At 46.8% G+C, this 24361-nt stretch carries 24 protein-coding genes and 1 tRNA gene; 6 read left to right on the forward strand and 19 right to left on the reverse strand.

Annotated elements, in window-relative coordinates:
* Positions 1 to 103: 103 nt before the first annotated feature.
* From DXD65_RS00810 to DXD65_RS00830, 5 genes are all read right to left on the reverse strand, one after another.
* Positions 104 to 1231, reverse strand: coding sequence for a response regulator (locus DXD65_RS00810; RefSeq protein WP_005836562.1), 1128 nt, complete (start codon positions 1229 to 1231; stop codon positions 104 to 106).
* A gap of 41 nt (positions 1232 to 1272) precedes the next feature.
* Positions 1273 to 2208, reverse strand: coding sequence for a UDP-glucuronic acid decarboxylase family protein (locus DXD65_RS00815; RefSeq protein ID WP_005825375.1), 936 nt, complete (start codon positions 2206 to 2208; stop codon positions 1273 to 1275).
* Between the two features lie 165 nt (positions 2209 to 2373).
* The gene (locus DXD65_RS00820; protein ID WP_005825377.1) at positions 2374 to 2907 is read right to left on the reverse strand and encodes an IbrB-like domain-containing protein; all 534 of its coding nucleotides are present in this window, start codon (positions 2905 to 2907) and stop codon (positions 2374 to 2376) included.
* A complete protein-coding gene (locus tag DXD65_RS00825; RefSeq protein ID WP_008663311.1) occupies positions 2904 to 4193 on the reverse strand; it encodes a DUF3440 domain-containing protein in 1290 nt (429 codons plus the stop codon). Before DXD65_RS00825 ends, DXD65_RS00820 begins: the two co-directional genes overlap by 4 nt.
* Positions 4194 to 4195: 2 nt before the next feature.
* Complete coding sequence (locus DXD65_RS00830; protein ID WP_005825381.1) at positions 4196 to 4591, reverse strand: hypothetical protein; 396 nt, start codon at positions 4589 to 4591, stop codon at positions 4196 to 4198.
* A gap of 192 nt (positions 4592 to 4783) precedes the next feature.
* Here DXD65_RS00830 and DXD65_RS00835 point away from each other — a divergent pair, with 192 nt between their 5' ends.
* Both DXD65_RS00835 and DXD65_RS00840 read left to right on the forward strand, forming a co-directional pair.
* Entirely contained in the window at positions 4784 to 5335 is a 552-nt protein-coding gene (locus DXD65_RS00835; RefSeq protein WP_117887283.1) for a chromate transporter, read from the forward strand.
* The gene (locus DXD65_RS00840) at positions 5332 to 5856 is read left to right on the forward strand and encodes a chromate transporter (RefSeq protein ID WP_005825387.1); all 525 of its coding nucleotides are present in this window, start codon (positions 5332 to 5334) and stop codon (positions 5854 to 5856) included. Before DXD65_RS00835 ends, DXD65_RS00840 begins: the two co-directional genes overlap by 4 nt.
* Here DXD65_RS00840 and DXD65_RS00845 read toward each other — a convergent pair.
* Positions 5848 to 7065 carry a sugar MFS transporter gene (locus DXD65_RS00845; RefSeq protein WP_005825389.1) on the reverse strand — a complete coding sequence of 406 codons (1218 nt, stop codon included), beginning with the start codon at positions 7063 to 7065 and terminating at the stop codon, positions 5848 to 5850. The two genes, DXD65_RS00840 and DXD65_RS00845, sit on opposite strands and share 9 nt — an antisense overlap.
* A 153-nt stretch (positions 7066 to 7218) precedes the next feature.
* Here DXD65_RS00845 and DXD65_RS00850 point away from each other — a divergent pair, with 153 nt between their 5' ends.
* Both DXD65_RS00850 and DXD65_RS00855 read left to right on the forward strand, forming a co-directional pair.
* The gene (locus tag DXD65_RS00850) at positions 7219 to 8103 is read left to right on the forward strand and encodes an AraC family transcriptional regulator (RefSeq protein ID WP_008663309.1); all 885 of its coding nucleotides are present in this window, start codon (positions 7219 to 7221) and stop codon (positions 8101 to 8103) included.
* 94 nt (positions 8104 to 8197) lie between these two features.
* Entirely contained in the window at positions 8198 to 8617 is a 420-nt protein-coding gene (locus tag DXD65_RS00855) for a pyridoxamine 5'-phosphate oxidase family protein (protein ID WP_008663307.1), read from the forward strand.
* Here the strand turns inward: DXD65_RS00855 and DXD65_RS00860 are convergent.
* The 8 genes from DXD65_RS00860 to DXD65_RS00895 all read right to left on the reverse strand — a co-directional run bounded on the left by DXD65_RS00860 (position 8594) and on the right by DXD65_RS00895 (position 15592).
* Positions 8594 to 9763, reverse strand: a complete 1170-nt coding sequence (locus tag DXD65_RS00860) for a MalY/PatB family protein (protein ID WP_005825397.1) — start codon at positions 9761 to 9763, stop codon at positions 8594 to 8596. The genes DXD65_RS00855 and DXD65_RS00860 overlap by 24 nt on opposite strands.
* 3 nt (positions 9764 to 9766) lie before the next feature.
* On the reverse strand, positions 9767 to 11200 hold the full coding sequence (locus DXD65_RS00865) for an MATE family efflux transporter (RefSeq protein WP_117887284.1): 1434 nt from the start codon (positions 11198 to 11200) through the stop codon (positions 9767 to 9769).
* A gap of 19 nt (positions 11201 to 11219) precedes the next feature.
* Positions 11220 to 12086 carry a DUF3737 family protein gene (locus DXD65_RS00870; RefSeq protein WP_117887285.1) on the reverse strand — a complete coding sequence of 289 codons (867 nt, stop codon included), beginning with the start codon at positions 12084 to 12086 and terminating at the stop codon, positions 11220 to 11222.
* A gap of 22 nt (positions 12087 to 12108) precedes the next feature.
* The gene (locus DXD65_RS00875; RefSeq protein WP_035448326.1) at positions 12109 to 12672 is read right to left on the reverse strand and encodes a sugar O-acetyltransferase; all 564 of its coding nucleotides are present in this window, start codon (positions 12670 to 12672) and stop codon (positions 12109 to 12111) included.
* Positions 12673 to 12693: 21 nt separating this feature from the next.
* A complete protein-coding gene (locus DXD65_RS00880) occupies positions 12694 to 13209 on the reverse strand; it encodes a cyclophilin-like fold protein (protein WP_172679929.1) in 516 nt (171 codons plus the stop codon).
* A 204-nt stretch (positions 13210 to 13413) separates the two neighbouring features.
* Complete coding sequence (locus DXD65_RS00885; RefSeq protein ID WP_080707057.1) at positions 13414 to 14229, reverse strand: carboxymuconolactone decarboxylase family protein; 816 nt, start codon at positions 14227 to 14229, stop codon at positions 13414 to 13416.
* Positions 14230 to 14240: 11 nt separating this feature from the next.
* A complete protein-coding gene (locus tag DXD65_RS00890) occupies positions 14241 to 15236 on the reverse strand; it encodes a flavin reductase (protein ID WP_005825407.1) in 996 nt (331 codons plus the stop codon).
* 282 nt (positions 15237 to 15518) lie between these two features.
* Positions 15519 to 15592, reverse strand: a tRNA-Asp gene (locus tag DXD65_RS00895).
* 165 nt (positions 15593 to 15757) lie between these two features.
* On the opposite strand from DXD65_RS00895, the gene DXD65_RS00900 reads away from it, so the two are divergent.
* Entirely contained in the window at positions 15758 to 17074 is a 1317-nt protein-coding gene (locus DXD65_RS00900) for an aminotransferase class I/II-fold pyridoxal phosphate-dependent enzyme (RefSeq protein WP_005836540.1), read from the forward strand.
* A 27-nt stretch (positions 17075 to 17101) separates the two neighbouring features.
* Here the strand turns inward: DXD65_RS00900 and DXD65_RS00905 are convergent, their stop codons facing one another.
* On the reverse strand, positions 17102 to 18682 hold the full coding sequence (locus tag DXD65_RS00905) for a SusD/RagB family nutrient-binding outer membrane lipoprotein (RefSeq protein WP_057281202.1): 1581 nt from the start codon (positions 18680 to 18682) through the stop codon (positions 17102 to 17104).
* A gap of 19 nt (positions 18683 to 18701) precedes the next feature.
* Positions 18702 to 21809 carry a SusC/RagA family TonB-linked outer membrane protein gene (locus DXD65_RS00910; protein ID WP_117887286.1) on the reverse strand — a complete coding sequence of 1036 codons (3108 nt, stop codon included), beginning with the start codon at positions 21807 to 21809 and terminating at the stop codon, positions 18702 to 18704.
* Positions 21810 to 21934: 125 nt separating this feature from the next.
* Here DXD65_RS00910 and DXD65_RS00915 point away from each other — a divergent pair, with 125 nt between their 5' ends.
* Positions 21935 to 22543, forward strand: a complete 609-nt coding sequence (locus tag DXD65_RS00915; protein ID WP_005836531.1) for a YqgE/AlgH family protein — start codon at positions 21935 to 21937, stop codon at positions 22541 to 22543.
* Here the strand turns inward: DXD65_RS00915 and DXD65_RS00920 are convergent.
* From DXD65_RS00920 to recR, 3 genes are read right to left on the reverse strand one after another with little or no spacing between them, the layout of a single operon-like run.
* Entirely contained in the window at positions 22536 to 23072 is a 537-nt protein-coding gene (locus DXD65_RS00920; protein WP_005836529.1) for a GNAT family N-acetyltransferase, read from the reverse strand. The two genes, DXD65_RS00915 and DXD65_RS00920, sit on opposite strands and share 8 nt — an antisense overlap.
* Before the next feature lie 13 nt (positions 23073 to 23085).
* On the reverse strand, positions 23086 to 23544 hold the full coding sequence (locus DXD65_RS00925; protein WP_005836527.1) for a hypothetical protein: 459 nt from the start codon (positions 23542 to 23544) through the stop codon (positions 23086 to 23088).
* Between the two features lie 49 nt (positions 23545 to 23593).
* Positions 23594 to 24211: a recombination mediator RecR gene (recR, locus tag DXD65_RS00930; protein WP_005824669.1), complete on the reverse strand. Its 618-nt coding sequence runs from the start codon at positions 24209 to 24211 to the stop codon at positions 23594 to 23596.
* Positions 24212 to 24361 lie beyond the last annotated feature (150 nt).

Here is a 24361-nt window from a genome sequence, read left to right on the forward strand (position 1 = left end):
CATAAGAAACAGATGGTCTGCACGACCGTAACAGACGGTCTATTTGAGTCTGACGGATGGTCTGTTTTACTTCAACGGACCATCCGTTCTATTTTCTTCGTTATCACTTCTTCACCGGAATAGAGAAGCTGAATATGGAGCCTTCGCCTTCCTTGGAAGTAAACCACAGTTTACCGCCATTCTTCACGACAAAATCCTTGCATAGCAACAAGCCCAGTCCCGAGCCTTCTTCGTTGTTCGTGCCGAACGTGCTGAAATGCGTATCAGTATGCAACAACTTCTTCTGCCCCTCCTCGCTGATGCCACAGCCATAATCCTGGACGCTGACAACTGCCATACCATCTACTTCCTCCATCTTCACCAGTACCTCTGAGTTCTCCTTACTGAACTTAATGGCATTACTCAACAAGTTACGGACCACTGTCTTCAGCATGTCAATATCAGCGTTGACCATCATTTTTTCCGGTTTCATCTCGCGGATTCTTATCTTCTTCAGGCTTGCCACCATACTGAAAATCTCAATGACACCGTCTGTCACTTCGACGAGGTCCACATCCTGATAAACCACGTTCAACTTACCGATTTGACTCTTTGTCCATTTCAGCAGGTTATCCAGCAATGAAAACACATCCTCCGTAGTCTGATTAGCCATCGTCAGAAGCTCGTACATTTCGGCGCCAATTTTCTCAGATGGCAAGTTCAATATCAGCATATTCAGCACCATTTTGATGGATCCCATCGGAGAACGTAAGTCATGGGCAATCACCGAATAAAGCTTGTCACGCCCGGCAATAGTACGTTGCAGTTCTTCCGTCTTACTCAAAATCAACCGTTTGGCAGCTACCAAAGATATTTGGTGGGTAACACGGATAATCAATTCCTCCTTATTGAAAGGCTTAGAGATGAAGTCATTCGCGCCAACCTGAAACCCCTTCACAATATCTGCCGTACTATTCAGTGCGGTCAGAAAGATGATTGGAATATCAGCTGTATTCGGATTTGACTTTAAATGTTGAGCTACTTCAAAACCACTCATGTCCGGCATCATTACGTCAAGCAAAACCAAATCAGGATTTTCCTTTTCCACCTGTTCCAACGCTTGCCGCCCGTTACTTGCAGTAGCAATCGCGAATTTCTCATTTGTCAAAAGCACTTTCAACAATAAAACGTTTGACATCACATCGTCAACGATGAGAATCTTGTATTCGGAAGGATTTATTTCCATGTTCATCTTTCTATATTGTTTTTCCCGTTATCAAAATTACTATTTAGTTAGGAACGATATTCCTTAAAATACTCTATTATATACTGTAAACCCTCTTCCAGCTCTATAGTCGGTTCCCAGCCCAACTTTTCCTTTGCCAGAGTGATGTCCGGCTGACGCTGTTTGGGATCATCATGAGGCAGTGGCTTGAAAATCAGTTTCGACTTGGAATTCGTCAGCCTAATGACCTTTTCCGCCAGTTCCAATATGGAGAATTCATTCGGATTTCCCAAGTTTACCGGACCGATAAAATCGTCCTCCGTGTTCATCATCCGCACCATACCTTCTATACAGTCATCTACATATTGGAAACTTCGCGTCTGATTACCCGAACCGTATATTGTAATATCCTGGTTCTGCAATGCTTGAACCACGAAATTGGAAACCACCCGTCCGTCATTCGGCAACATCCGAGGACCGTACGTATTGAATATACGGATAATCTTGATCCGCACTCCATTCTGGCGGTGATAGTCCATAAACAATGTCTCGGCACAACGCTTCCCTTCATCATAACAAGAACGGAGGCCAATTGGATTTACATTTCCCCAATAACTTTCCACTTGGGGATGAATAACGGGGTCACCGTACACTTCGCTGGTAGAAGCCTGCAATATCTTGGCATTCGTCTTTTTGGCCAGTCCCAGCATATTGATGGCGCCCAATACAGAAGTCTTGATGGTTTTAATGGCATCATATTGGTAGTGGATGGGAGAAGCAGGACAAGCCAGATTATAGATTTCGTCCACATCTGCCTCATAAGGGGTTTCCACATCATGCAGTACAAATTCAAAGCGGGGATTGCTCTTCAGATGAGTGATATTTCCTTCCGAACCGGTGAAAAGATTATCCAGACAAATCACCTGATGCCCGTCGTTTATCAATCGGGTACAAAGATGAGAACCTATAAAACCAGCACCGCCACTAACCAAAATTTTCTTCATGTAATGTTTTTTATAGTGCCTTAAAGCACATAGGACCTATTCTGTTTGTTTTGATGCTGACAAATGTAGGCGATTTGACTAAATTATGCAAGTTTGCAACGAAATATTTCACTTGTTAATGAATATAAAGAGGCAGATTAAAAAATCCACCCCTGAAATATTCATTTATTTATCCGCCACATACTCTTCTTTCTTATCCGGAATGCTGAAGTTCTTGTTCGCAAACAAGTCTGCCAGACCCGAAATTTGCTTTAAACGCAACACTTCGTCGCGATCCATTCCGATATTCTTCATTATCCATTCATCAGACATACCGGCTCTGTCCAATTCCGCAACAATATGGCACATCAACTCGATATTATGCGTACCACGGGCACGATTATGACGGATAGTGGACGCCATACGGTTGGAAAGTTCCTTGTCAATCACGACCACGGGAAGCAACCCGTTTTCGCGCTGATAAATTCTTTTGGATGTCTTCAACACCTGATAACGGTGGTAACCGTCCACCAGGATGTAGTTATCCTCTTCCTCATCATAGTAACAGACACAAGGCATGGTGAAACCATCTTCCCAGATGGAAAGCTCCAGAAGCTTCATTTCGGGCGGTGCCACTACATTCGGATTGTAATCGTTTGCTTGTATTTTCTCTATTGGAATTGCCCTTACGTTATATACCGGACTTTTATCTACGCTCATAACATCATATTTTTGAATTGTTCCATTATCTTGTCTCTTTTGTATGCCTCTTCCTTGTTCAAGGCAAAACCCATGTACTTGCAGGCATGGTCATTCTTCAGGATGCATATGCACATCCGCTTATAAGTGGGAATTTCCCGGAATTCCGCGATGTCAATATCATCCAGATAATCCATGCGCACCGGCTTCTTGTTTGTCTTGTAATTCGTGGTATTTATCACTTCAATGGACACTCCTGCATCCCTCAGCTTCTGGATGGTCTCGTCAGCCAGACACCCCCCTTTTGTACGCCAGAATTCAATGCTGACGGTAAGCTTTTTCAAGTAGTTCCTCCGGGTCTCTTCCGGCAAGGTGGAAAGCAGGAACTGCATAAAGCCTTTCCACGTATACCCTTCGGGCAGTCGGACCGTCTGCCACCCCATAGCACGCGTCCCTCCGTAAATACCGGTAAAGTTCACCCCGTTGACCCGCCCTATCATTCTTCCCCAAGTATTCGGGTCGATGACACGATACAGCTTCAGGCTCTCTTGTGCCTCACAAAGAAAAGGGCTTGCCACACGCTGGCGTTCGATATTGACTCCGGCTTTATAATATAGGTCATACAAATGGTTATAGTCAAAGCCGAATTTGCCATTGGCCGTCCAGATATCCGTCGTCTTCCAATCATAAATGGGATAAGCATTGAAAATGTCATTGCCTATCTTCGAGGTCCAGCGGTAATTGTGGTACATCTGATACTTCCGGTTCAGATGGATGCTGCGCCAGCGGTTAAAACTCTCTTGCGTACGGATGCCTATGAGAAAGCAGGCACGCACTCCATCCTTCTTCTCATGCAGCCATTTGGCAAAGTGCATCTGGAACTCATAATCCCACATTTCGGGAGTGTAGAAAGGAAACGTCTCTTTAGTGAGGCAGCCTTTCGGCATCTTCCTTACCCAAATGTCCTCCAAATCCTCCTGCCACGGACGCCAGTAACTCTGGTACATCGACGTACAAGTCGTTACACGGAAAGGCACACAAACACGATACACCTCCAATATATCCTTATTCGCCTCCAATACCCGGTCCACATAATCAATGGTCATGCTGTACTGTATCTCATAGTCCATATGGAATACACACAGTTTACGGTTCAGCCGGTTCCGGCGGATATAGTCTATGCACAAATTCAGCAACACTCCACTATCTTTTCCTCCCGAAAAAGAGACGCATATCGTGTCAAATTCCCTAAAAATCACATCAAGACGTTCTTGCGCCAGTTCATACACATTTTTGGGTGTAGCCATAATTATCTGTTTTTCTTCATTTTCACATAACGGGTCCATACCTTGTCTTCCAAAAAGCCCAGCTCGCTGAAGACATCCCTATCTTCAACAAAGCTAACAGCCGTCAGACTACTCTCCTCGCCCTGCTTCTCAAGTACCTTTTCCAGAAGCAATTTTAGCGTGTCAACATTCCTTTCCTTAATATAATAGTTGTTGATGACACATTCATACTTCTTGTGCTCCACCGGCACAAAACCTACAACATGTTTATTATCCAGAGCAACAAACCACTCGTACTCTTCCGATGTCCGGAAAGGGTAATTGTAGTTCTGTTTCAGCACTTCCGGGCTCATAACCAAAGGGGCTACAAGCTCGTACAGCTTTTTATCCGTACCATGTAATTGCACTATCTGTATCATATCTACATTTATATTATTTGTAATTACGTGTTAAAGATAAAGCTTATTTACGACGGAATATTCTCCTTTTAAATAGATTTAAGAATATAGCCCTGTAATATAAAATATTAATAAATAAATATTATCCCCCTAATTTGTATATGTTGATTAATTTGGGTTTCTTTGCAAAAGAAAGTCACCCGAAGAGAAATAATGAAATATTTACTGCTTTTTATGACCTTTGCCAAGATAGGAATGTTCACTATCGGTGGCGGATACGCTATGATACCTCTCATTGAACGGGAAATCGTAAAAAAGAGATGGATGAGTAAAGAAGATTTCATGGAAATGTTTGCGTTGACCCAGTCACTTCCCGGTGTTTTTGCTGTCAATATATCCATATTCGTCGGCTACAAGCTGCATAAAGTAAAAGGTAGCCTGGTGTGTGCACTTGCCACAATCCTCCCCTCTTTTGTCATCATGATGCTGATAGCCATGTTCTTCGCTCATTTTCAGGACAACCAGGTGATGATACGCATCTTTAACGGTATCCGTCCGGCAGTAGTCGCACTGATTGTGATACCCTGCATTTCGGCTGCACGGGCACTGAAGCTGAAGTATTGGCAACTGGTGCTTCCAGCCATCACCACCATACTCATCTGGCAATTCGGGCTATCCCCCGTATACATTGTCCTTGCAGGAATTGCAGGAGGAATGCTTTATACATTATGGTTAAAAGATAAACTGAGAAAATTACAGATATGATTTATTGGCAGCTGATATTGGTATATCTAAAAATCGGAATGTTCGGTTTCGGAGGCGGTTACGCCATGTTGTCCCTCATCCAATATGAGGTGGTGGACCACCATCACTGGCTCACCCTGCAACAATTCACGGACGTAGTGGCCATCTCGCAGATGACGCCTGGTCCGATAGGCATCAACAGTGCCACCTATGTGGGCTATGCAGTTACTCAAAGCGTGTGGGGAGCTGTCGTGACCACCATTGCAGTATGTCTTCCCTCGTTCATCCTGGTATTGCTCATCTCTTACTTCTTCGTGAAATGCAAGGACAACAAATACATCAAGGCGGCAATGTCGGGACTGCTGCCCATGTCCGTATCATTGATAGCTGCTGCTGCCCTATTGCTGATGAACAAGGAAAATTTCATAGATTACAAAAGCATACTTATCTTTGCAGCCGCTTTCGGCGTGACGTGGAAGTGGAACCTCCACCCTATCTTACTGATAATCCTTGCCGGAGTCGCAGGCTTCCTTCTATATTGAAGAAGCGGTAGAGACGGACACCATCTTGCGGGCATATGCCCACACCACGCAATAGGCAACCAGCGGTACGATGAACGCCCACACCATCGTCGTATGGTCTGCCACCAGTCCCATCAACAGCGGACCTACCACGCCTCCCACGGGAGACATCATCAGGAAAGAGGAAGCCCTCTTGGTATGGTTGCCCAGCCCGCGCAAGGAAAGTGCAAAAATCGTGGGAAACATAATAGCCTCAAATGCATATCCGCACAACAGAGCTGCAAGCGACACCATTCCTACATCCAGCAACACCAACAAGGTAGTCATCACAGTGCCCGTAGCACAAACCAGCAACATCTTCTCGGCACGCACACGTCCCATAATCCAGCTACCGGCAAAACGTCCTAACATAAATAATCCCAGTCCACCGAAAGAAAGCACTACGGAAGCTTCGCGGGCATTCATCCAATTCTGCTCCACCACGTAGTTGATGAAGAAGCTGTTGATGGAAATCTCGCCGACCTCATAGGCAAACAAGGCTATCAGCCCGAAAATGAAAAGCCGGTGTGACCACAATCCGACCTTATTACCAGCTTCGTCCACCTCCACACTATGTTCAATCTCGGGCAACTTGATTCTTGAAAAGACCAACGCTACCAGCAACACAATTACCCCCATGCAGATATAGGGCAATGCGACATTACCCGAGCCCGTCTGCCCATCCTTCGAGAAGAGCAGCAGTCCAGCCAGTACTGGTGCACAGATACATCCCAGACCGTTGAAGGATTGCGCGAAATTCAGCCGGCTGGCAGCAGTTTCCTTTGCGCCCAATTCTGTGGCATAAGGATTGGCGGCAGTTTCAAGAAACGTCAGTCCACAGCCTATCACGAACAATGCAAACAAGAAAAGATTAAAAGACAGATAATGCTGCCCGGGGATAAAGAGCAGCGAACCGACGCCGTAAAGCAACAGACCGAATACCACACCCCGGCGGTATCCGAAGCGACTGATGAAAAATCCTGCAGGAATGGCCATAATGAAGTATCCCATATACATCGTCATCTGTATAAAGGCCGAATGTGTCTTCGTGATATCCAGTATCTCTTGAAAGTGCTTGTTCAGTACATTCAGAATGGCATGGGCAAATCCCCACAAAAAGAAAAGAGAGGTAATCAAAATGAAGGGCACAAGGTATTGTCTGCCCACCAATGGTATTCGTTTCTGTTTCATAATATGATAATTCCAGACAATCGTTGCAAGGCGATTGATAATTGCGGGTGCAAAGATAAACAAAACTCCCGGTCTTTACCCAACATTTTCCTATTCGCTATTGTACGGAGCAGCTTTTTCTCTAACTTTACTGCCATCATACAATGTTAAGCCATGAAAAATGCCATCCCACGATACAATTTCTACAAAACTAAGTACGGAAGCGAACTTCTGATAGATGTCGTTGATTTGCAGTATACCCGGAAATTCTTGACCCAGGGAAAAGTACATATTCTGACCTACTATGACATCACCTTCATCACAGAAGGAGAAGGAGAATTCACTATCGGTAACCGGACACACTTGGCAGCTCCCGGTGATGTATTCTTCTCCAAACCAGGTGAGGTGCGCAGTTGGGACACAGACCGTATCGGCAACGGTCATGCTCTAATTTTTGAGGATACCTTTTTGACCTCTTTCTTCAAAGACCCACTATTCGTGCAGCACCTCCCGTTCTTCCGAATGGGAAAAATGGTAGACAAACTCCAACTGCCGAACGGGCTCTATGCACGAATACTCCAACTTCTGCACGACATAAAGGTCGAAATCGACTCTTTCCACCCACACGATACGGGCATATTACGCGCCTTACTTTACGAAGTCCTCATGCTACTCAACCGTGCCTACTGCACCTCTATCCCTCCGGAGACGGGTAAGGAGCCACATAAAGATATCAGCAGCTTCCACCTCAGCCGATTCTTCGAATTGGTTGGGGAGCACTTCCGGGAGCAGCATTCTGTACAATTCTATGCCGATAAACTATGCATCACTCCCAACTATCTGAACGAAATCCTCTCTTCGGCCATAAACATCAACGCCAAGCAGTACATACTCAACAAGGTTACAGACGAAGCCCAGCGTCTGCTCACCTACACCGACCTCCCCATTTCAGAAATAGCCTCCGAACTCCATTTCTCAACCGTCTCCTACTTTGTACGTAGTTTCCGACAATGTATAGGGTATACTCCCCTCGCCTACCGGAAAATGGAGAAACCGTGAAAAGTGACATATCCTCCTTCTTTTTTATTGTACAAAAGTTCCACTTACCGGCTATCTTTGCCCTTGAAACAATAACCCATAAAAAAAACAAACAATGAGAGATGCAGAAAAAACAGTAGGAAACATGATTGACAAGGAAAAAACCATCTTTGTCGGTTCGGTGGATGCCGAAGGCTTTCCCAACATTAAGGCCATGTTGCAAACCCGCAAAAGGGAAGGGCTCAAACACATTTACCTATCAACGAACACCTCGTCGATGCGCGTTTCGCAATTTCTCAAAAATAACCGGGCATGCCTTTACGTCTGCAACACACGCTTCTTCAAGGGCGTAATGCTGCGCGGCACGATGGAGATACTGACGGACAGCACCAGTAAGGAAATGATATGGCAGGAAGGCGACACTATGTACTATCCCGAAGGAGTGACTGATCCCGATTATTGTGTCCTGAAGTTCACCGCCTTCTCCGGTAGGTATTACAGCGGATTTAAATCAGAAGACTTCACGATAGAATAAACGGGCCATCCGTTCCAGTCCATCAGCAAGCAGAGCCCGGGGACAAGCGATATTCAGCCGGATAAAGCCCTCTCCACCGGGACCGTACATCGTACCGGAATTGACCATCAGATGCTGTTGTTCTTGCAAACGCAAGGCGACAACATCTGAGCTGATACCGGAAGCACGGCAGTCTATCCAAACCAAATAAGTTCCTTCGAGTGGCAGCACGGGATATTGTGGTAACCGTTCCTTGAAAAAGCAGCAGAGGTATTCGTAATTCCCCCGCAGATATTTCCGCAAGGCATCGAGCCATTCCCCACCTTCGTTGTAAGCTGCCATTGTGGCGATTACGCCGAACGGATTGACGTCGCATACCTCGTTGATGTTAATGGCTCTGTCAATACGGCGGCGCACCTCTTCATCGGCTGCGATGATATTGGCGATTTGCAACCCGGCAAGGTTGAACGCCTTACTCGGCGAAACGCAAGTGACGGAATTTTGCAAAAAGCGTTCGGACAAGGAGGCAAAGGGTGTGTAGTCATATCCTTCGTAAGTCAGTTCACAATGAATCTCATCCGCCACGACAAACACCTCATTCCGTAAACAAATATCACCTATATGCTGCAGTTCTTCCGGAGTCCAGACCCGTCCGACCGGATTGTGAGGATTGCACAGCAGCAGGATTTTTGCTTTCGGATCGGAAGCTTTCCTTTCAAGATCGGCAAAGTCGATTACGTAGCGGCCATCCTGATAAACGAGATTATTGGCAAACAACTCGCATCCGTCATTACGGATAGATGAGTAGAAACAATTATAGGCAGGAGTCTGAACGATGACTTTATCACCCGGCATGGCCAAGGCTTTGATAATGGCTGACAGAGCCGGCACGACACCACTCGTATAGATAATCCACCGGGAATCAACCTGCCAGCGATGCCGGTCATCGAACCACCGGACGACCGCATCATAATAGGCTTCGGGTACTTTTGTATAACCGAAAATACCGTGCGCCACCCGCTTTTGTAAGGCATCGATAATAGCGGGTGCTGTACGGAAATCCATATCTGCCACCCACATGGGCAGTACATTCTCCTCTTCGGGAGTATCCCATTTATAAGAATTCGTCCCGCGACGCGGGATGATTGTATCGAAATCGTATTTCATAATTTATCTTTTTATTCGCAACTTATAAATCCAGTTACCACTCCAAAGCCTGACAAGAAAAATCGCTCCCCGGAAACAAAGCTCAATACACATGGCAAGCCATACGCCCCGTAGCCCCATCGTAGGGGCAAGCCATGCTGCCAGTGTCAGCCGGACACCCCAGATACTGCCAAAATTCATCAGACTGGGAACAAATGTATTGCCCGCACCCACAAATACACCGTAGGCGACGATAGATGCCGCAAACATCGGCTCCGCAAAAGCTTCTATCCGCAGAATCCCGATTCCCAACATGCGGATTTCCTCCACAGGCGTCATCACTCCAATGATCTGAGGGGCTGCCACATACATCAGCACTCCCATGACTCCCATAATCAGCATCCCTGACCAAACGGTAATGTTGGCAAAACGCTTGAGTAACCGGATACGGTTTGCTCCAAGACTCTGGCCTACCAACGTCGTGGCAGCCTCCGATATACCGTAGCCGGGCATATAACAAAGGCTTTCAGCGATGATGGCAAATGAGTTGGCGGCAATGGCGACGATGCCGAGCGGTGCGACGATAACCGTCGTCATAATCTGCGCTCCGCAAATGGCAATATGCTCGAATCCCATTGGCAGGGAGATGCGGACAGCCTGGCGCAGCGTCTCTTTCCAGGGAAGAAAACTGCCCTGCCCCCCGGATAGTCTCAGCATGGACGAGCGACGGCAAAGATACCACATCATCCCACCGGCAGTGATAAGTTCGGCCAACACGGTTCCCAATACCGCACCTTCCACACCTAAACCTACGCCGGGAACGATGAACTCCCATCCCCACCAGTCTACCTGCCATGTCGGGAAAATAAGGAAGAAGTTGAACACGACATCCCAAAAACACATCAGTACATTAAGCATACTGGGTACACGCATATTCCCACTACACCGCAACATGCCGCCCGCAAGGAAATTCAACTGTAAGGCGGGTAAGAAAAGTGAAAATATCCGGAAATAGAAGGATGAATCGCTCCGTATCATTTCATCACCACCCAGCCAGCCGGGAAGCACACCACTGATAGAAATGCCGACAACCGCCAACAAAGAACTGAAAACAAGTGTAGCCGTAACCGATTGGCAGAGTATTTTTTTCGCTCCTGCAAAATCTCCGGCCCCAATCCGGTGTGCCACTTGGACAGAAAATCCCGTTGCAGCGGCGGCACACAATCCCCAGAACAGCCATGTCGTGGTTGAAACCAATCCAATGGAAGCCGCTGCATTCGCACCCAGGCTACCAACCATCGAAGCATCGATATACTGCATGGCGATGGAGGACACCTGTGCCATAATAGCAGGGACACTGAGGTATGCAGTCAGGCGTAACTGCTGCCCCAGCGTCATACTCTTCCCTTCGCGGATAAGCGACAACAAGTAATCGGTCTTTCCCTTTTTTATTCCCATCAGGCTATTTGCAAAGGCATCAGTCGGTGAAACAAGTTTTCTCGTCCCAAAGCTTCAACTCACAGTCGGCAGGTGCCTTTATATTTTCATCGAGAATGATTTCCCCATAGCTTTCGGCAGTGATACTGCCTGTCCGTGGATTCTTCACCCCACCTATAGCCCCCTTGATGGTTGCCTGCACCGAACTGTATTCGAAAGCCCGGTCGCAGTCGGGACCAAAGGTACAATTCTCCAATACGAGGTCGTGGGCATAGCAGAGCGGTTGCTCACCGGTTATATGGCAGTTCACCAACCGGAGATTGTGCGAATGCCAGCCGAGATATTCGCCATTGAGTTCGGAATCGTAGATTGTCACATTCTCCACCTCCCAGAAAGCATCCTTTGTAGTGACTTTGGCATTGCGCAACTCTACATTCTTCACATACTGGAAAACGTATTTGCTGTCGCTCTCCAATCCGTCTATGCGGATGTCGCTACTGAACATGAACGGATAAGTTCCTCCATGCAACTTCAGATTTCTGATGTTCAGATTCTGGCAACGCCAGAATACTTCATCGGCATCGTTCATCTCTACATTCTCAATTTCGATGTCGTGCATCTCGCGGAACATTTTGGGTGCGTCGATACGCGTATCGGTCATTTTCAGATGGTCGGAATACCACAGTGCCGAACGCCCGCCGACATCGAAAAAATAACGGTCGATTACAAACCCGTGAACATACCAGAAGGGGTAATTCCCTTCGAATCGACAATTGACAGCTTCGATGTTGCTGCATTCCTTGATGGCTGATTCTCCGGCATGGATAATTACATTCTCCAAACGTAAGTCATGTGATTCAAACAAAGGTCTTTCTCCGCCGAATGCTGTATTTGATATTATTCTCATCTTGTTTTCAATGTTATAATTATTACTCTATTCTCTTTATCAATTTCGCGGGGACACCGCCTACTATTGTATTCGCTTCCACATCTTTCGTCACAACCGCTCCAGCTCCCACCACAGCATTGTCACCGATTGTCACTCCTGGAAGAATCGTCGCATTAGAACCTACCCAGACATTCCTACCCAATACAATCGGTGCCGGATAGGTAGTTTGGCGTTCTTCCGGAGGCAAACCATGATTGAGCGTTGCAAAGACTACATTATGCCCGATTTGGCATCCGTCACCGATTATCACACCACCATGGTCCTGAAAATGACAGCAGGCATTAATAAATACGCCTTCGCCCACTGTAATATTCTTCCCGAAATCGGTATAGAACGGTGGGAATACCCGGAACGATGACGGGACTTGATAACCGAACAATTCGGAGAGTAACCCACGTACCTCGTCCGGTGTATGATATGCCGTGTTCAGCCGGAAAGTGATGCGTCTGGCTTCATTGCTCATTTTGTCCATAAAGCGATGTATCTCCTCCGTATCAAGCGCTTGACGCGTCTTTACATATTCCTTGAATTCGTTCGTAGTCATAGTGCCCTTATTAATCCATTCTTATCTTCTTTCAAATCTCACAAGTATATCTCCAGGCACACTCAACATTTCAATGCCATTGCCATCAACACGACCGATTTTAATCAAAGTATCACTATAAGACCCATTCTTACAAAAAATTGCCACATTTCCCCATGGGGCATAGATGGTTATATCACCGGCAATAGGAGCACAGCCACGCGTAACACCTTCAATTGCCAGAGCCGGAGAGGGATAGAAGATTTTTTCTGTAGTATTATTGTAATCATTCAACGTAACCTCCAATGGCAGACGAGCAAGAAAATCCTGTGTGGCGGCATTGTCCTCCATAGTGGCAGTAATGGTACGATTGCTAACCATGATATTTACCTGCAATGAAGATACATCCGGAACTTCGGATTCATTCTCATCTTCCCCACCCGATGGTCCGGAAAGTTCAGGATGTTCGGGTGTAAACGGTTCATCACCTGAATCTTCGCAGGCTGCCATTGCCAGAACGGTCATCAGCATCATAGAAATTAATAGTAATTTTTTCATATTCATCTTTCTGTTGATTTTATAATTATCTTTAGGATTATTAATGATGATGCAAAAATAGGCAGTATCCGTCATATGCCGTGTAGACAAATCCCCGGTATCTATACCCAAATTACGGATTATGCTTTTCCTCCGGCTACTAAATCATGGTCCTATAAAGCAAAAACTCCCGCAATCGTTTAAATTACAGGAGTTTGGATGGTATTACTTAAGTTTATCGTATTCTTCATCCGTCACCGGTTCCAGCCACTCATTAGAAGTATCCTCACCGGGAACTTCGAAAGCAAGATGGGCAAACCAACCATCAGAAGCGGCACCGTGCCAATGCTTCACATTTGCAGGGATATGGATAACCGTACCGGGTAGAATCTCTACTGCCTGCTTGCCTTCTTCTTGATACCATCCACGACCGGCAACACCGATAAGCATCTGCCCACCGCCTTTAGTAGCGCGGTGTATGTGCCAGTTATTGCGACAACGAGGCTCGAAAGTGACGTTAGAGATGGAAACCTGCTCGCGTGAAACGGGAGCAAGATAACTGTTGCCTATGAAGTACTGTGCATATGCAGTGTTCGGTTCCCCAATGGGGAAAATCATTTCACGCTGGAATGCGGCTTTGGCATCTTCACCGGCAGTGTCCTCTGCCCATACACCTTTGGCCAGATTAAACGCTGCCCACGCTTTGGGCCAACCGGCATAAAAACCGATATGGGTGATGATTTCGGCAATCTCCGTACGGGTAATACCGTTCTTCTTTGCCGACTGAAGGTGGAACACGAGCGAATTATCCGTGATACCCTGACTGATAAGAGAGGTAATGGTTACTAAACTACGGTCACGCAGACCGAGTTTGTCGGTGCGGCTCCAGACCTCGCCAAAGAGGACATCGTCGTTTAGTTCCGCAAATTTAGGAGCAAACTCACCCAACTGGGTGCGTCCTGCTGTCTGTACTATCTTTTCTTGTGCCATAACATTGAGTGTTAAAATGCTGAATACTGAAATTAAAAAAATCTTGTTCATAGTCGTTCTATTTATTGCATGAAGTTATTGAGCTTGTTAGCCGGATTAAGTGGCGTCTGGTCAGACAAGACCAATGATTTGACCATGCGCAACGTTCCTTGCTTGTATTTCTGAAAGTGTTCTGATGCAATATGTTTTACATAAGCCGCATGGCTCGCATAGGTTTCGAGAATAGTCACCTTGCAGGGATTCTCCTTCTCGCCGACCGCATACATAGTCAGCACGCCCGATTCGGTACGCAGAGAGATTTCGCCTACTTCGGTTGCGTATTTCATATACTCGTCGAGATACTGCGGATAAACCTCGATTTTCGACAACCGCACGATACCGTCAGCACTCATCGGCTCTTTGGCGCACATACCCGGCCGCTTATCCAGATTCAGGCATTTGCCGATAATCTCTCCCGTGGCAAGGTAGGAATAGGTCGGAAATTCAAACAATACGGGTTTCAGCTTCGTATAGTCAAGTTTCCCGTTATTATCAAGCACTTCAGGAGCAGCGTATGTATTGACTATCGCACAAATGAAATTGTCGAAACCTTCAGTTTCATAGATGTCTACCACCTCACACTCCATGGTGAGGGGTGATGCGTCTATAACGGGGGTACCGTTTTCGCCAATATGGTAGGCAAACACCTCCGACTTATCGACCGTCGCACCGCTTACACTTCCCACATAGTCAGCTTTCGGCAATATTTCACGACTCACTAGATTGACGGAAAGTCGTTTTGAGTCCTTTATCCCTTGATTAGTGTAATGGCTTTTACTCATGCTGATGAGTATCCGGTCATGTCCAATAACACCCGTATGCCCTACCACTAGCCAGTTTACTTTCCCTTCAACCTCTGCCCCGACAACCGTCATCGGCTTGGGATAGAGCGCCAACAGATTTCCGAGATTTTTCTTGTTCGTTTCCATTATATTGGGTTGAACGGTGTTCTCCTTTACGGGAATACTGCACGACATTATGACAAGCAGTGACAGAACTCCTAAAATTGTTTTTGTCATACGTTATATTACTCTATTTTTCTTGCTAAACTTCTGATGACAAAGGTACCGCGATAGCACAAGCGAAGGTGTATATGATTTACGGATATTTGTACCCGAATTCCCGATTATACCGCAAGAAAGTTCAAGTTCATCAGATGAGTATAGTAAGACTGGCAGAAATCCCACGAATAATCCCACGCATGATTTGTTTTTAATCGTTATTCTTGCCGATACAGAAAAAAAAAAAGCTCTGAAATCCTTGAATTTCAGAGCTTTGCTTTAATTTATTATTTACTTTCGCGGTGCGTACGGGACTCGAACCCGTGACCCCATGCGTGACAGGCATGTATTCTAACCAACTGAACTAACGCACCATTATTTCATTCTTTCGTTGCTATCTCTCTCGATTGCGGTTGCAAAGGTAGACAAAATTCTTATATCTGCAATAGCTTGAAAGAAAAAAAATCATCTTTTTTTTAACATAGCTTGATTATAAGAGATTTATGTTACCTTTGCAAAACTAAATTAATATTGAAATCATGAGAAATACTCCTATTGAACGTAAGTTGATAGATGAAACTATCGCAGATTTTCATATCACAGACTTTGCCAAAGCAACCATCCGTGAAGTAAAAGCCATTGCAGCCAATGCCGAAGCGGCATCGGGTGTGGAATTCATAAAAATGGAAATGGGTGTACCCGGACTCCCCCCCTCAGCCGTCGGCGTAAAGGCCGAGGTGGAGGCATTGCAGAATGGTATTGCCAGCCTCTACCCGGACATTAACGGACTTCCCGCCTTGAAAGAGGAAGCATCACGTTTTATCAAAGCCTTTATCAATGTAGATGTAGCCCCCGAAGGTTGTGTACCAGTTACCGGCTCCATGCAAGGAACTTTCGCTTCATTCCTCACATGTAGCCAGTGCGATGAGAAAAAGGATACCATTCTCTTCATCGATCCCGGTTTCCCGGTACAGAAGCAGCAGCTGGTCGTGATGGGACAGAAATATGAAACCTTTGACGTATATGACTACCGTGGCGACAAGTTGAAAGCGAAGCTGGAAAGTTACCTCAGCAAAGGCAATATCTCTGCCATCGTCTATTCCAATCCCAACAACCCCAGCTGGATTTGCCTGAAAGAAGAAGAGTTGCGCATCATCGGCGAACTGGCAACCCAATATGACGTCATTGTGTTGGAAGACCTCGCCTACTTTGCCATGGACTTCCGCCAAGACTTGAGCAAACCGTTCCAAGCGCCTTACCAACCTTCTGTGGCACACTATACGGACTATTACGTGCTGCTCATTTCCGGTTCCAAAGCTTTCAGCTATGCCGGTCAACGTATCGGTGTCAGCTGCATTTCGGACAAACTGTATCACCGGGCCTATCCCGGGCTGACACAACGCTACGGCGGCGGCACCTTCGGCACAGTATTCATCCACCGCGTACTCTATGCACTCTCCTCCGGCACCAGCCACTCTGCTCAGTATGCTCTTGCCGCCATGCTTAAAGCAGCTAATGAAGATCAATACAACTTTCTTGATGAAGTGAAAGTATACGGTGAACGTGCCCGCCGCCTGAAAGAAATCTTCTTGCGCCACGGTTTCCACTTGGTATACGACAATGATTTGGGTGATCCCGTTGCCGACGGTTTCTATTTCACCATCGGTTACCCGGGCATGAGTAGCGGAGAACTTGCGCGGGAACTAATGTACTACGGTGTAAGCGCCATTTCACTGGTGACCACCGGAAGCCATCAGGAAGGATTACGTGCCTGCACTTCCTTTATCCAAGACCATCAGTACGACCAGTTGGACGAACGTATGGCAATTTTTGCCGAGAATCACCCCATCCAATAAAAAATATCCCTATATAATAAGGTATCTCTACCAGTTGATGCCGGTATCCCACCACAATCGGGTACCGGCATTGTCATCTCCACCCAGTGCCTCTACCAAAGCGGCATACTGCTCGGCATTCTCCGTCTTCAGTCCGCCGGGAAAGTTCAGACGGCGAATCATTGTCTCAGTATCTATACACCCGTCTTTACTGTGATTAAAGCGCACGGGGAATAGCCGGGGATACCCCGTCCGGCGCTGTTCCGCCCAAGCTTCACACCCTTCGGGAAACATGGCAATCCATTTTTGGGTAATAATCTTCTCCAGTTTCGTATCCCTATCCGCTGACTCCAGCCAGCGTGGCGAAACCTGACAACGGGCGGTAATATCATTCTCCATATCGTAGGTATCCACAAAATCGGCAGGCAACAAGTCGCTCTCCAGATAAGCATCGGACTGCAAGATGCCATACTGACGGAAAGAAGCCATTACCCCTTCTTCATAGCAGGTTTTCACCGACTCATCGGTCCATCCCCGTAGGGCAGCCTCGGCACGCAGGAACCAGACTTCTGCTGCCGGCATCAACACTGCATCAGTCTGCTGGGTAACTTTCAATTTTGAGAGTGTATTATAATAGTTATGTGCAAAGCATGTACCCTGACGAATGCCGCGATACTCGCCTGCAAACTGTTCATCCTGGCAAGTGGCAAAATAGATTTCACGACGGGGATCTTCATATCCGTTCAGTATGGACTCCATCGGCGCTCCCATATAAGCTTCATTCCAAACAAGGTTTATCTCGCCCAACGGATTGGTATATCCACTCGCCGTGGAAACCGCCACCGACTCGTCCGCCTCCCGAATGACTCCGTATTCATTATCCATCGCTTTACGGAATTCCGTTTTTGCCTTCTCCGGACTGGCTACCGCAATGCGCATGGCAAGCCGCATCCTCAACGAGTTGGCAAACTTTATCCAAGAGTCATAATCACCGTCCAACAACATATCGAAACGCGCAAACTCCGAAGCTCCCGGATGCTCGACAATATAATCGGAAAGTACAGCTACAGCCGTATCGAGTTCACAGAAAAATGCATTATAGACCTCTTTCTGCGTGTCGGGCATATAACGGGCTTCGAGATCGGCAAAATGACTATACACAATAGGGCCGTAATAGTCCGTGACACGGTGCATCACTTCCACCTTCAGTATCTTGGTAATGCCGAAAAAGGCAGGCATGCGATCACGTGTGGCATTCTCCGACTGATATATCTGCGGGAAAACATACTCATAGGTATGTCCCCACATGGCGCTGTTCCATCCATCCTGCAAGTTGTAGTCCGAATTGTGCGAACCTCCATTCAGAGGCTTGGCATCGTGCATGTAACCGCTGAACATATCGGCATTCAAATTCTGGGTCAACTGAAAAGGCCAGTTCTTCCCCTTTCCGTAGTCGTAATTGAAATAGATGCCTTGCTGGATGATTCCAAGACGGATGCCATGTTCGTTATAGTCGGCCTGCAAGTTCTCGTCCGTCACACCGGACTTGTCCGTATTGATTTCCTTAAAGTCTCCCGTACAAGCCAGAAACACGAAAACCATGCCAATCAGTACTATAATCCTCTTCATATCAAGTCTCCCCCCCCTCTTAAAATTCACACTTCAAAGAAAATCCCCAACTACGCGTGGTAGGCATACCGTAGACTTCAATTCCCTGGTTATCATTGCCCGTAGAGAGTACCAGGTCAGGGTCGAAAGGCGCCTTTTTGTAGAAGAAGAACAAGTTGCGTCCCGAAAAGGACAGTTGTGCCCGCTTGAGGACTTTGGTCTTTTCCATCCAGGCTGCAGGCAGTTGGTAGCCCACGGACAGCTCACGCAGCCTGATGTTCGTGGCATCATACATATAATATTCCGTCACCCCGGCCCGTCCGCCTACAACATTCTTATAAAATCCTTTCACATTATCTATCCGGTTACCTTCAAGCATTACATAACCTTTGTCTCTGGCCCGGGCCGTGACTTCAGAAACGCCATACATATCCATATCCGCCTGCGTCTGGGACAAAATATCGCCTCCAAAGCGACAATCCACCAGAAAATAGAAAGAAAAATTCTTGTAAGACAGCATATGATTCCAGCCCAGCATCAGTTTTGGATTGGCATTGCCCACTTTCACCGTATTGCCATCACCTTCCACCAAAGGCATGCCGGTATTGTCTCCTTCCGTGCCGTAAACGATATTGCCCGCATCGTCACGTACAAAAGCTTTTCCGTAGATGTCACCGATAGAGCCCCCTTTCACCAATTTCATGGCATAACTGGACGAGAAGCTGGTAGGACCGTAAAGAAACTCCTTCAGCGCTTCGTGCAGTGAAATTATCTTGTTGCGGTTGGTGGAGAAGTTTACCTCTGTTTTCCACTTGAAATGGTTTGTCAGCAAAGGAACGGCATCCAATGAAACCTCCCACCCCACATTCTGTATATTACCCGCATTGACATAACGGTAGGCATATTTATCGCCCGACAGAGTGGGAAGCTTGAAGAACTGGTTCCGGGTATTCGTCTTATAGAAAGTGGCATTCAAACCAATGCGGTTCTTTAAAAAACGCGCTTCTATACCCGCCTCAAAGGAATGCGTCATCTCCGGTTCCATATCCTTGAACGGCGCGGCATCACTTGCCAGGAACTCTCCACCCGCCGTGATATGCGAGGAAGGATTTGTGATGAACATGGGAATATCATTGCCCACCATGCTGTATGCCCCCCTTATCTTTGCCAGTGACACCCATCGGGGTAAAGTCATCAGCTTATTGAATATCAGCGAAAATCCCACGGAGGGATAGAAGAACCCGCTTTTCTCATGAGATGTATAAGCCAGCGTGGAGGACCAGTCATTACGGGCCGACAAATCAAGATAGACAAACTCGTTGTAGCCCAGTTGTGCCGTCGCAAACAAGGACTGCAATTGGCGCCGCGCATCAATCTTCTGGTCCAGCCCAGCGGAACCATTCATGATGATATTGGCCAGATTGAACACATTGGCATATTTCAGCGAAGCTGTTTTAGAGTCATAGCGGGTGGAGTTCACTGTCTTGTCATTGATACTGGCACCGAGCGCCGCGTTGAGAGAGAATGCATCCCACTGCTTTTTCATCATCAGTATGGCGTCTCCGTAATATTGGGTTTCCTGATAGTTCATCTCGATATAACGCCCATTGGCTCCCGCTAACGCCGGAGCGGTAGAGGCATAGAACTGCTGGCGCACCTTGTCGTTAATATAGTCTACATTGCCACGGGTCTGCAGGCTTAACCAATCGTTTATCTTCAGATTGGCAGATAAGGAGACTATGACATGCATACGGTTCTCCTTGCTCAATATGCGATTGGTAATCCAGTAGGGATTCTGCTCAAAATCCTCGTAGGAGGTATGCCAATTCTGTATGTTCAGGTTTCTACCCTCATCATAAACCTCGAAGTTCTCCTTATAATAAGAAATATCCTCACCCCGTGGAAAACGGTAGAGCCCCACCAAAGGATTCATGTAGAAACCACCCACGGTAGGCTTGTTCTTCACCACCTGGCGCATCAGGTTCATACTGCCATCTAACTTCAGACGGGAATTCAACAGAACGGAAGTCTCTCTGAAAGTGAGGTTGTGCTTCGAAAGGTTATGTTTCCCAATGATGCCATGCCCCGTAGTATTGGCATAGGAGAAATAGTTCTGCAACTTCTCATTGCCGTGACTCAAGGAGATGGAAGTTATGGAGGTGACACCAGTAGAGAAGAAGTCTCTCAGATTATCATATTCGGGAAGGTTTGCCCGTTCTCCCCAACTGTCCACACCGTCACTTACTCCATAGCGGTTCTGCATCTTGGGTAGTGCAAAAGCATTGTCGAACATCAGGCTCGTCGAGAAAGAAACACTGCGCTGCCCGTGCGACTGCCCCTTCTTTGTAGTAATCAGTATCACCCCATTGGCGGCCTGACTACCATACAAAGCTGCCGCTGGAGCTCCTTTCAGGATACTGATACTCTCTATATCCTCAGGATTCAGATTGGAAATGCCATCTCCTCCGTCACGGTTGCCGGCATTGGCCGTTCCGCCTATGGCAGAGTATGCTTGCTCGGAAGTGGAGTTCAGAATGGGAACACCTTCTATCACATACAGCGGTTGGTTGTCACTCGCCACCGAGCGGATTCCACGGATACTGACTTTGGCTGAGGCTCCCAGACCGGAAGAAACCTGATTGACACGCACACCTGCCGACTTGCCGGTCAACGAAGTAATTAAGTTGGGCATTTTTACTCGCGTCAACTCCTCGTTTTTTATTAAATCTGTGGTGTAAGAAAGAGAATTTTCTTTCTTTTCGATACCCAAAGCGGTAACAATAACGTTATCCAGCTCTATCATATCTTCTCTTAGCGTGATATGAAAGGTCGAACGTCCTTCCACCTCAATATCCTGGGAAATGTAGCCGATAAACGAAACACGAAGCACTGCATTATCGGCAACCACCAGAGTGAATTTTCCTTCCGAATCCGCTATCGCACCATTGGCAGTTTCTTTCTCTTGAATAGTGGCACCGGCCAGCGGAAACCCGCTTTCATCCAGCACACGGCCACTTATCGTCACTTTAGAAAGCTGTATTTCAGAATGTCCCGGACGCTGCATACGCTCCATAAAATCCTCCGGGCAATCCGTCCATCCTATAGAAAACAGCCCTAAAATTAACGTATATAATGTAGTATATTTCATTGCATTAAATTGCCAATTACTTGCAAACTTAAGTATTTTCTCCGAATAAAAAAAGCCATAAAATCTGAGAAAAGAAACTTTTAAAATGAAAAACAGCGAAGAACTTTTGTTTATTGTGGAATATTATGTATATTAGGGGCATGTATAGCAATATAAATCTATTCAAGATAGAAACAAACCATGTGGTTCCTGCCCAGGGAAAGGTCTTGATTTCCGAACCCTTTTTGTGTGACCATATGTTTGGGCGATCCGTCATTCTACTGGTGGACCATACACATGACGGCACAATGGGACTGGTTCTGAACAAACCGCTCCCCCTATTCTTGAATGATGTGCTGAAAGACTTCGACTGCCCGGAAAACATACCTATCTATAAAGGAGGACCGCTCAGCACAGATACGTTGTTCTATCTACACACGCTCGAGGGCATTACCGGAGCATTGTCCATCGGCAAAGGCTTCTACCTGAACGGTGATTTTGAAGCCATTAAAGACTACATCATGCAGGGAAATCCCGTTAAAGGCAGAATCAGATTTTTTTTGGGATACTCCGGCTGGGAGTACGAACAGCTGGGCCGGGAAATTGAAGAAAACACCTGGCTGGTAGGCAAAGAAAACATCAGTTCGCTAATGGACGAGGCGGCCAGCGGCACACTCTGGAAGAAGGCATTGTGCAAGCTGGGAGCAAAATATGAAATATGGTCGCGCTTCCCCCAGATTCCAACGTTCAATTAGTGCTGCGGAGAAGTTGCAACAGTACGACATCCTTATAGCACCCTCCTACGCGCCACCACTCCCTCAAAAGCCCACAACGCACAAAACCGCAGGATTCAAAAAGGCAGATACTTGCCTCATTATCCACCGAGATATGGACTATCAACTGTTTCAGATATAGGAAACTGAAAACATAGTCGCACAGCAAACGCAGCGCTTCCTTGGCATAACCATTGCCCTGATACTCCTTCCGTATGGCAATACCCACCTCTCCCCGGGCATGCATGGGAGAAAACTCTGTAATATCGATGGTGCCTATCACCGCATCATCCTCTACACGTATAATCATCATACGCAGCTGGCGGTCGGCAAACATATCGCATTCGGAATTCTCAATATATTGTTTCAAGACAAATCTGGAATAGGGTACGGTGAAGTTCGTCACATCCCAAGTCTGGGAATCATTCTCCATAGCATACATCACTTCCAGGTCTTCCGGCTCCATAGCACGGAGACGCACCCTTTCACTGCAGAAATAGGATTTATTCATATTTTCCAGTCGGTTACATTTCTTCTTCTTTATTGATATGCAGTTCTTTACGCAGGCGTCCCTCACCCGGCAGGCAGAACAGAGAAGCCGTCAGTCCTATCAGTGCACACAGTGCACCCGTACTGCTCAACATGATATAATAGGTGAAAAAGCCTACAAGCACCGGTATGGCAAGCAATGCCAGCCGCACGCCACTCCACAGCGCATAGAGGCGGAGGGCTTCGGGAAGCGTCACTACATCTATTTTCCGGATTAATACCCATGAAAAGAGTTTCAGGGCTATGGGTACGCAAGAGGCAGCCAGCAGAATGGTTACCGTCTCAGCCATATAGGTGGCACGTACATCTCCGGCATACATACCTACCAATCCGCCTCCGGTTTCTCCAAGTAGAACGAGCAGGATGGGAAGCATCCAGAAATAGGCAAAAGTTGTTCGGACACGCGCTGCGGTCTTCTTTATTTGTTCTTCCATTTAGTAAATTGATAGTGGATAATGAATAATTGATAATGGCCCCAAACAATCAGGCAGTTCCGGAAAATGGAGTGCGGTTCACAATACTGCGTCCCAGAGTCACTTCATCCGTATACTCCAATTCGTCACCGATGGAAATGCCACGGGCTATGACGGAGAGCTTCACGCCCAGTTTTTCCAGCTTGCGGTAGATATAAAAGTTGGTGGTATCTCCCTCCATCGTCGTGCTCAGCGCAAGAATCACTTCATTGATGCCGCCGGCGGCTACCCGCCGCACAAGGCTTTCTATCTGCAAGTCTCCGGGGCCAATGCCATCCATCGGCGAGATGACGCCTCCCAGCACGTGATACAAACCACGGAACTGTTGTGTGGCTTCCACAGCCATCACATCGCGGATGTTCTCTACCACACAAACCACAGAGGCGTCCCGTTGCGGACTGGAACAGATACGGCACGTCTCCGTATCTGATATATTATGGCATACCTTGCAATATTTCACTTCATGCTTCAGCGTCACGATGGCATTGCCGAACGCTTCCACCACTGCCGTATCCTGGCGGAGCAGGTGAAGAACCAGCCTCATAGCCGTCTTGCGTCCCACTCCGGGCAACTTGGCAAACTCATTTACCGCCTTCTCCAATAATGTAGAGGGAAACTGTCCATTCATACTTAAAATTCTCCTATTGGCCACAAAGATAGTGCAAACCGAATGCAGAATAAAATGAACTCGTTCATTTTTTATGCTGAAGTGCAGCCTATCTTCGCTTTCTGGGCAAAGATAGTGCAAACTTATGAAATTAGTGCTACCTTTGCCACA

The sequence above is a fragment of the Bacteroides sp. 4_1_36 genome (assembly GCF_003466325.1).
GTDB lineage: Bacteria > Bacteroidota > Bacteroidia > Bacteroidales > Bacteroidaceae > Bacteroides > Bacteroides uniformis.

Excerpts from the sequence above, each read along its gene's own strand:
- DXD65_RS00810 (WP_005836562.1), bottom strand. The coding sequence starts at position 1,231 with ATGAACATGGAAATAAATCCTTCCGAATACAAGATTCTCATCGTTGAC.
- DXD65_RS00815 (WP_005825375.1), bottom strand. The coding sequence starts at position 2,208 with ATGAAGAAAATTTTGGTTAGTGGCGGTGCTGGTTTTATAGGTTCTCAT.
- DXD65_RS00820 (WP_005825377.1), bottom strand. The coding sequence starts at position 2,907 with ATGAGCGTAGATAAAAGTCCGGTATATAACGTAAGGGCAATTCCAATA.
- DXD65_RS00825 (WP_008663311.1), bottom strand. The coding sequence starts at position 4,193 with ATGGCTACACCCAAAAATGTGTATGAACTGGCGCAAGAACGTCTTGAT.
- DXD65_RS00830 (WP_005825381.1), bottom strand. The coding sequence starts at position 4,591 with ATGATACAGATAGTGCAATTACATGGTACGGATAAAAAGCTGTACGAG.
- DXD65_RS00835 (WP_117887283.1), top strand. The coding sequence starts at position 4,784 with ATGAAATATTTACTGCTTTTTATGACCTTTGCCAAGATAGGAATGTTC.
- DXD65_RS00840 (WP_005825387.1), top strand. The coding sequence starts at position 5,332 with ATGATTTATTGGCAGCTGATATTGGTATATCTAAAAATCGGAATGTTC.
- DXD65_RS00845 (WP_005825389.1), bottom strand. The coding sequence starts at position 7,065 with ATGAAACAGAAACGAATACCATTGGTGGGCAGACAATACCTTGTGCCC.
- DXD65_RS00850 (WP_008663309.1), top strand. The coding sequence starts at position 7,219 with ATGAAAAATGCCATCCCACGATACAATTTCTACAAAACTAAGTACGGA.
- DXD65_RS00855 (WP_008663307.1), top strand. The coding sequence starts at position 8,198 with ATGAGAGATGCAGAAAAAACAGTAGGAAACATGATTGACAAGGAAAAA.
- DXD65_RS00860 (WP_005825397.1), bottom strand. The coding sequence starts at position 9,763 with ATGAAATACGATTTCGATACAATCATCCCGCGTCGCGGGACGAATTCT.
- DXD65_RS00865 (WP_117887284.1), bottom strand. The coding sequence starts at position 11,200 with ATGGGAATAAAAAAGGGAAAGACCGATTACTTGTTGTCGCTTATCCGC.
- DXD65_RS00870 (WP_117887285.1), bottom strand. The coding sequence starts at position 12,086 with ATGAGAATAATATCAAATACAGCATTCGGCGGAGAAAGACCTTTGTTT.
- DXD65_RS00875 (WP_035448326.1), bottom strand. The coding sequence starts at position 12,672 with ATGACTACGAACGAATTCAAGGAATATGTAAAGACGCGTCAAGCGCTT.
- DXD65_RS00880 (WP_172679929.1), bottom strand. The coding sequence starts at position 13,209 with ATGAAAAAATTACTATTAATTTCTATGATGCTGATGACCGTTCTGGCA.
- DXD65_RS00885 (WP_080707057.1), bottom strand. The coding sequence starts at position 14,229 with ATGAACAAGATTTTTTTAATTTCAGTATTCAGCATTTTAACACTCAAT.
- DXD65_RS00890 (WP_005825407.1), bottom strand. The coding sequence starts at position 15,236 with ATGACAAAAACAATTTTAGGAGTTCTGTCACTGCTTGTCATAATGTCG.
- DXD65_RS00900 (WP_005836540.1), top strand. The coding sequence starts at position 15,758 with ATGAGAAATACTCCTATTGAACGTAAGTTGATAGATGAAACTATCGCA.
- DXD65_RS00905 (WP_057281202.1), bottom strand. The coding sequence starts at position 18,682 with ATGAAGAGGATTATAGTACTGATTGGCATGGTTTTCGTGTTTCTGGCT.
- DXD65_RS00910 (WP_117887286.1), bottom strand. The coding sequence starts at position 21,809 with ATGAAATATACTACATTATATACGTTAATTTTAGGGCTGTTTTCTATA.
- DXD65_RS00915 (WP_005836531.1), top strand. The coding sequence starts at position 21,935 with ATGTATATTAGGGGCATGTATAGCAATATAAATCTATTCAAGATAGAA.
- DXD65_RS00920 (WP_005836529.1), bottom strand. The coding sequence starts at position 23,072 with ATGAATAAATCCTATTTCTGCAGTGAAAGGGTGCGTCTCCGTGCTATG.
- DXD65_RS00925 (WP_005836527.1), bottom strand. The coding sequence starts at position 23,544 with ATGGAAGAACAAATAAAGAAGACCGCAGCGCGTGTCCGAACAACTTTT.
- recR (WP_005824669.1), bottom strand. The coding sequence starts at position 24,211 with ATGAATGGACAGTTTCCCTCTACATTATTGGAGAAGGCGGTAAATGAG.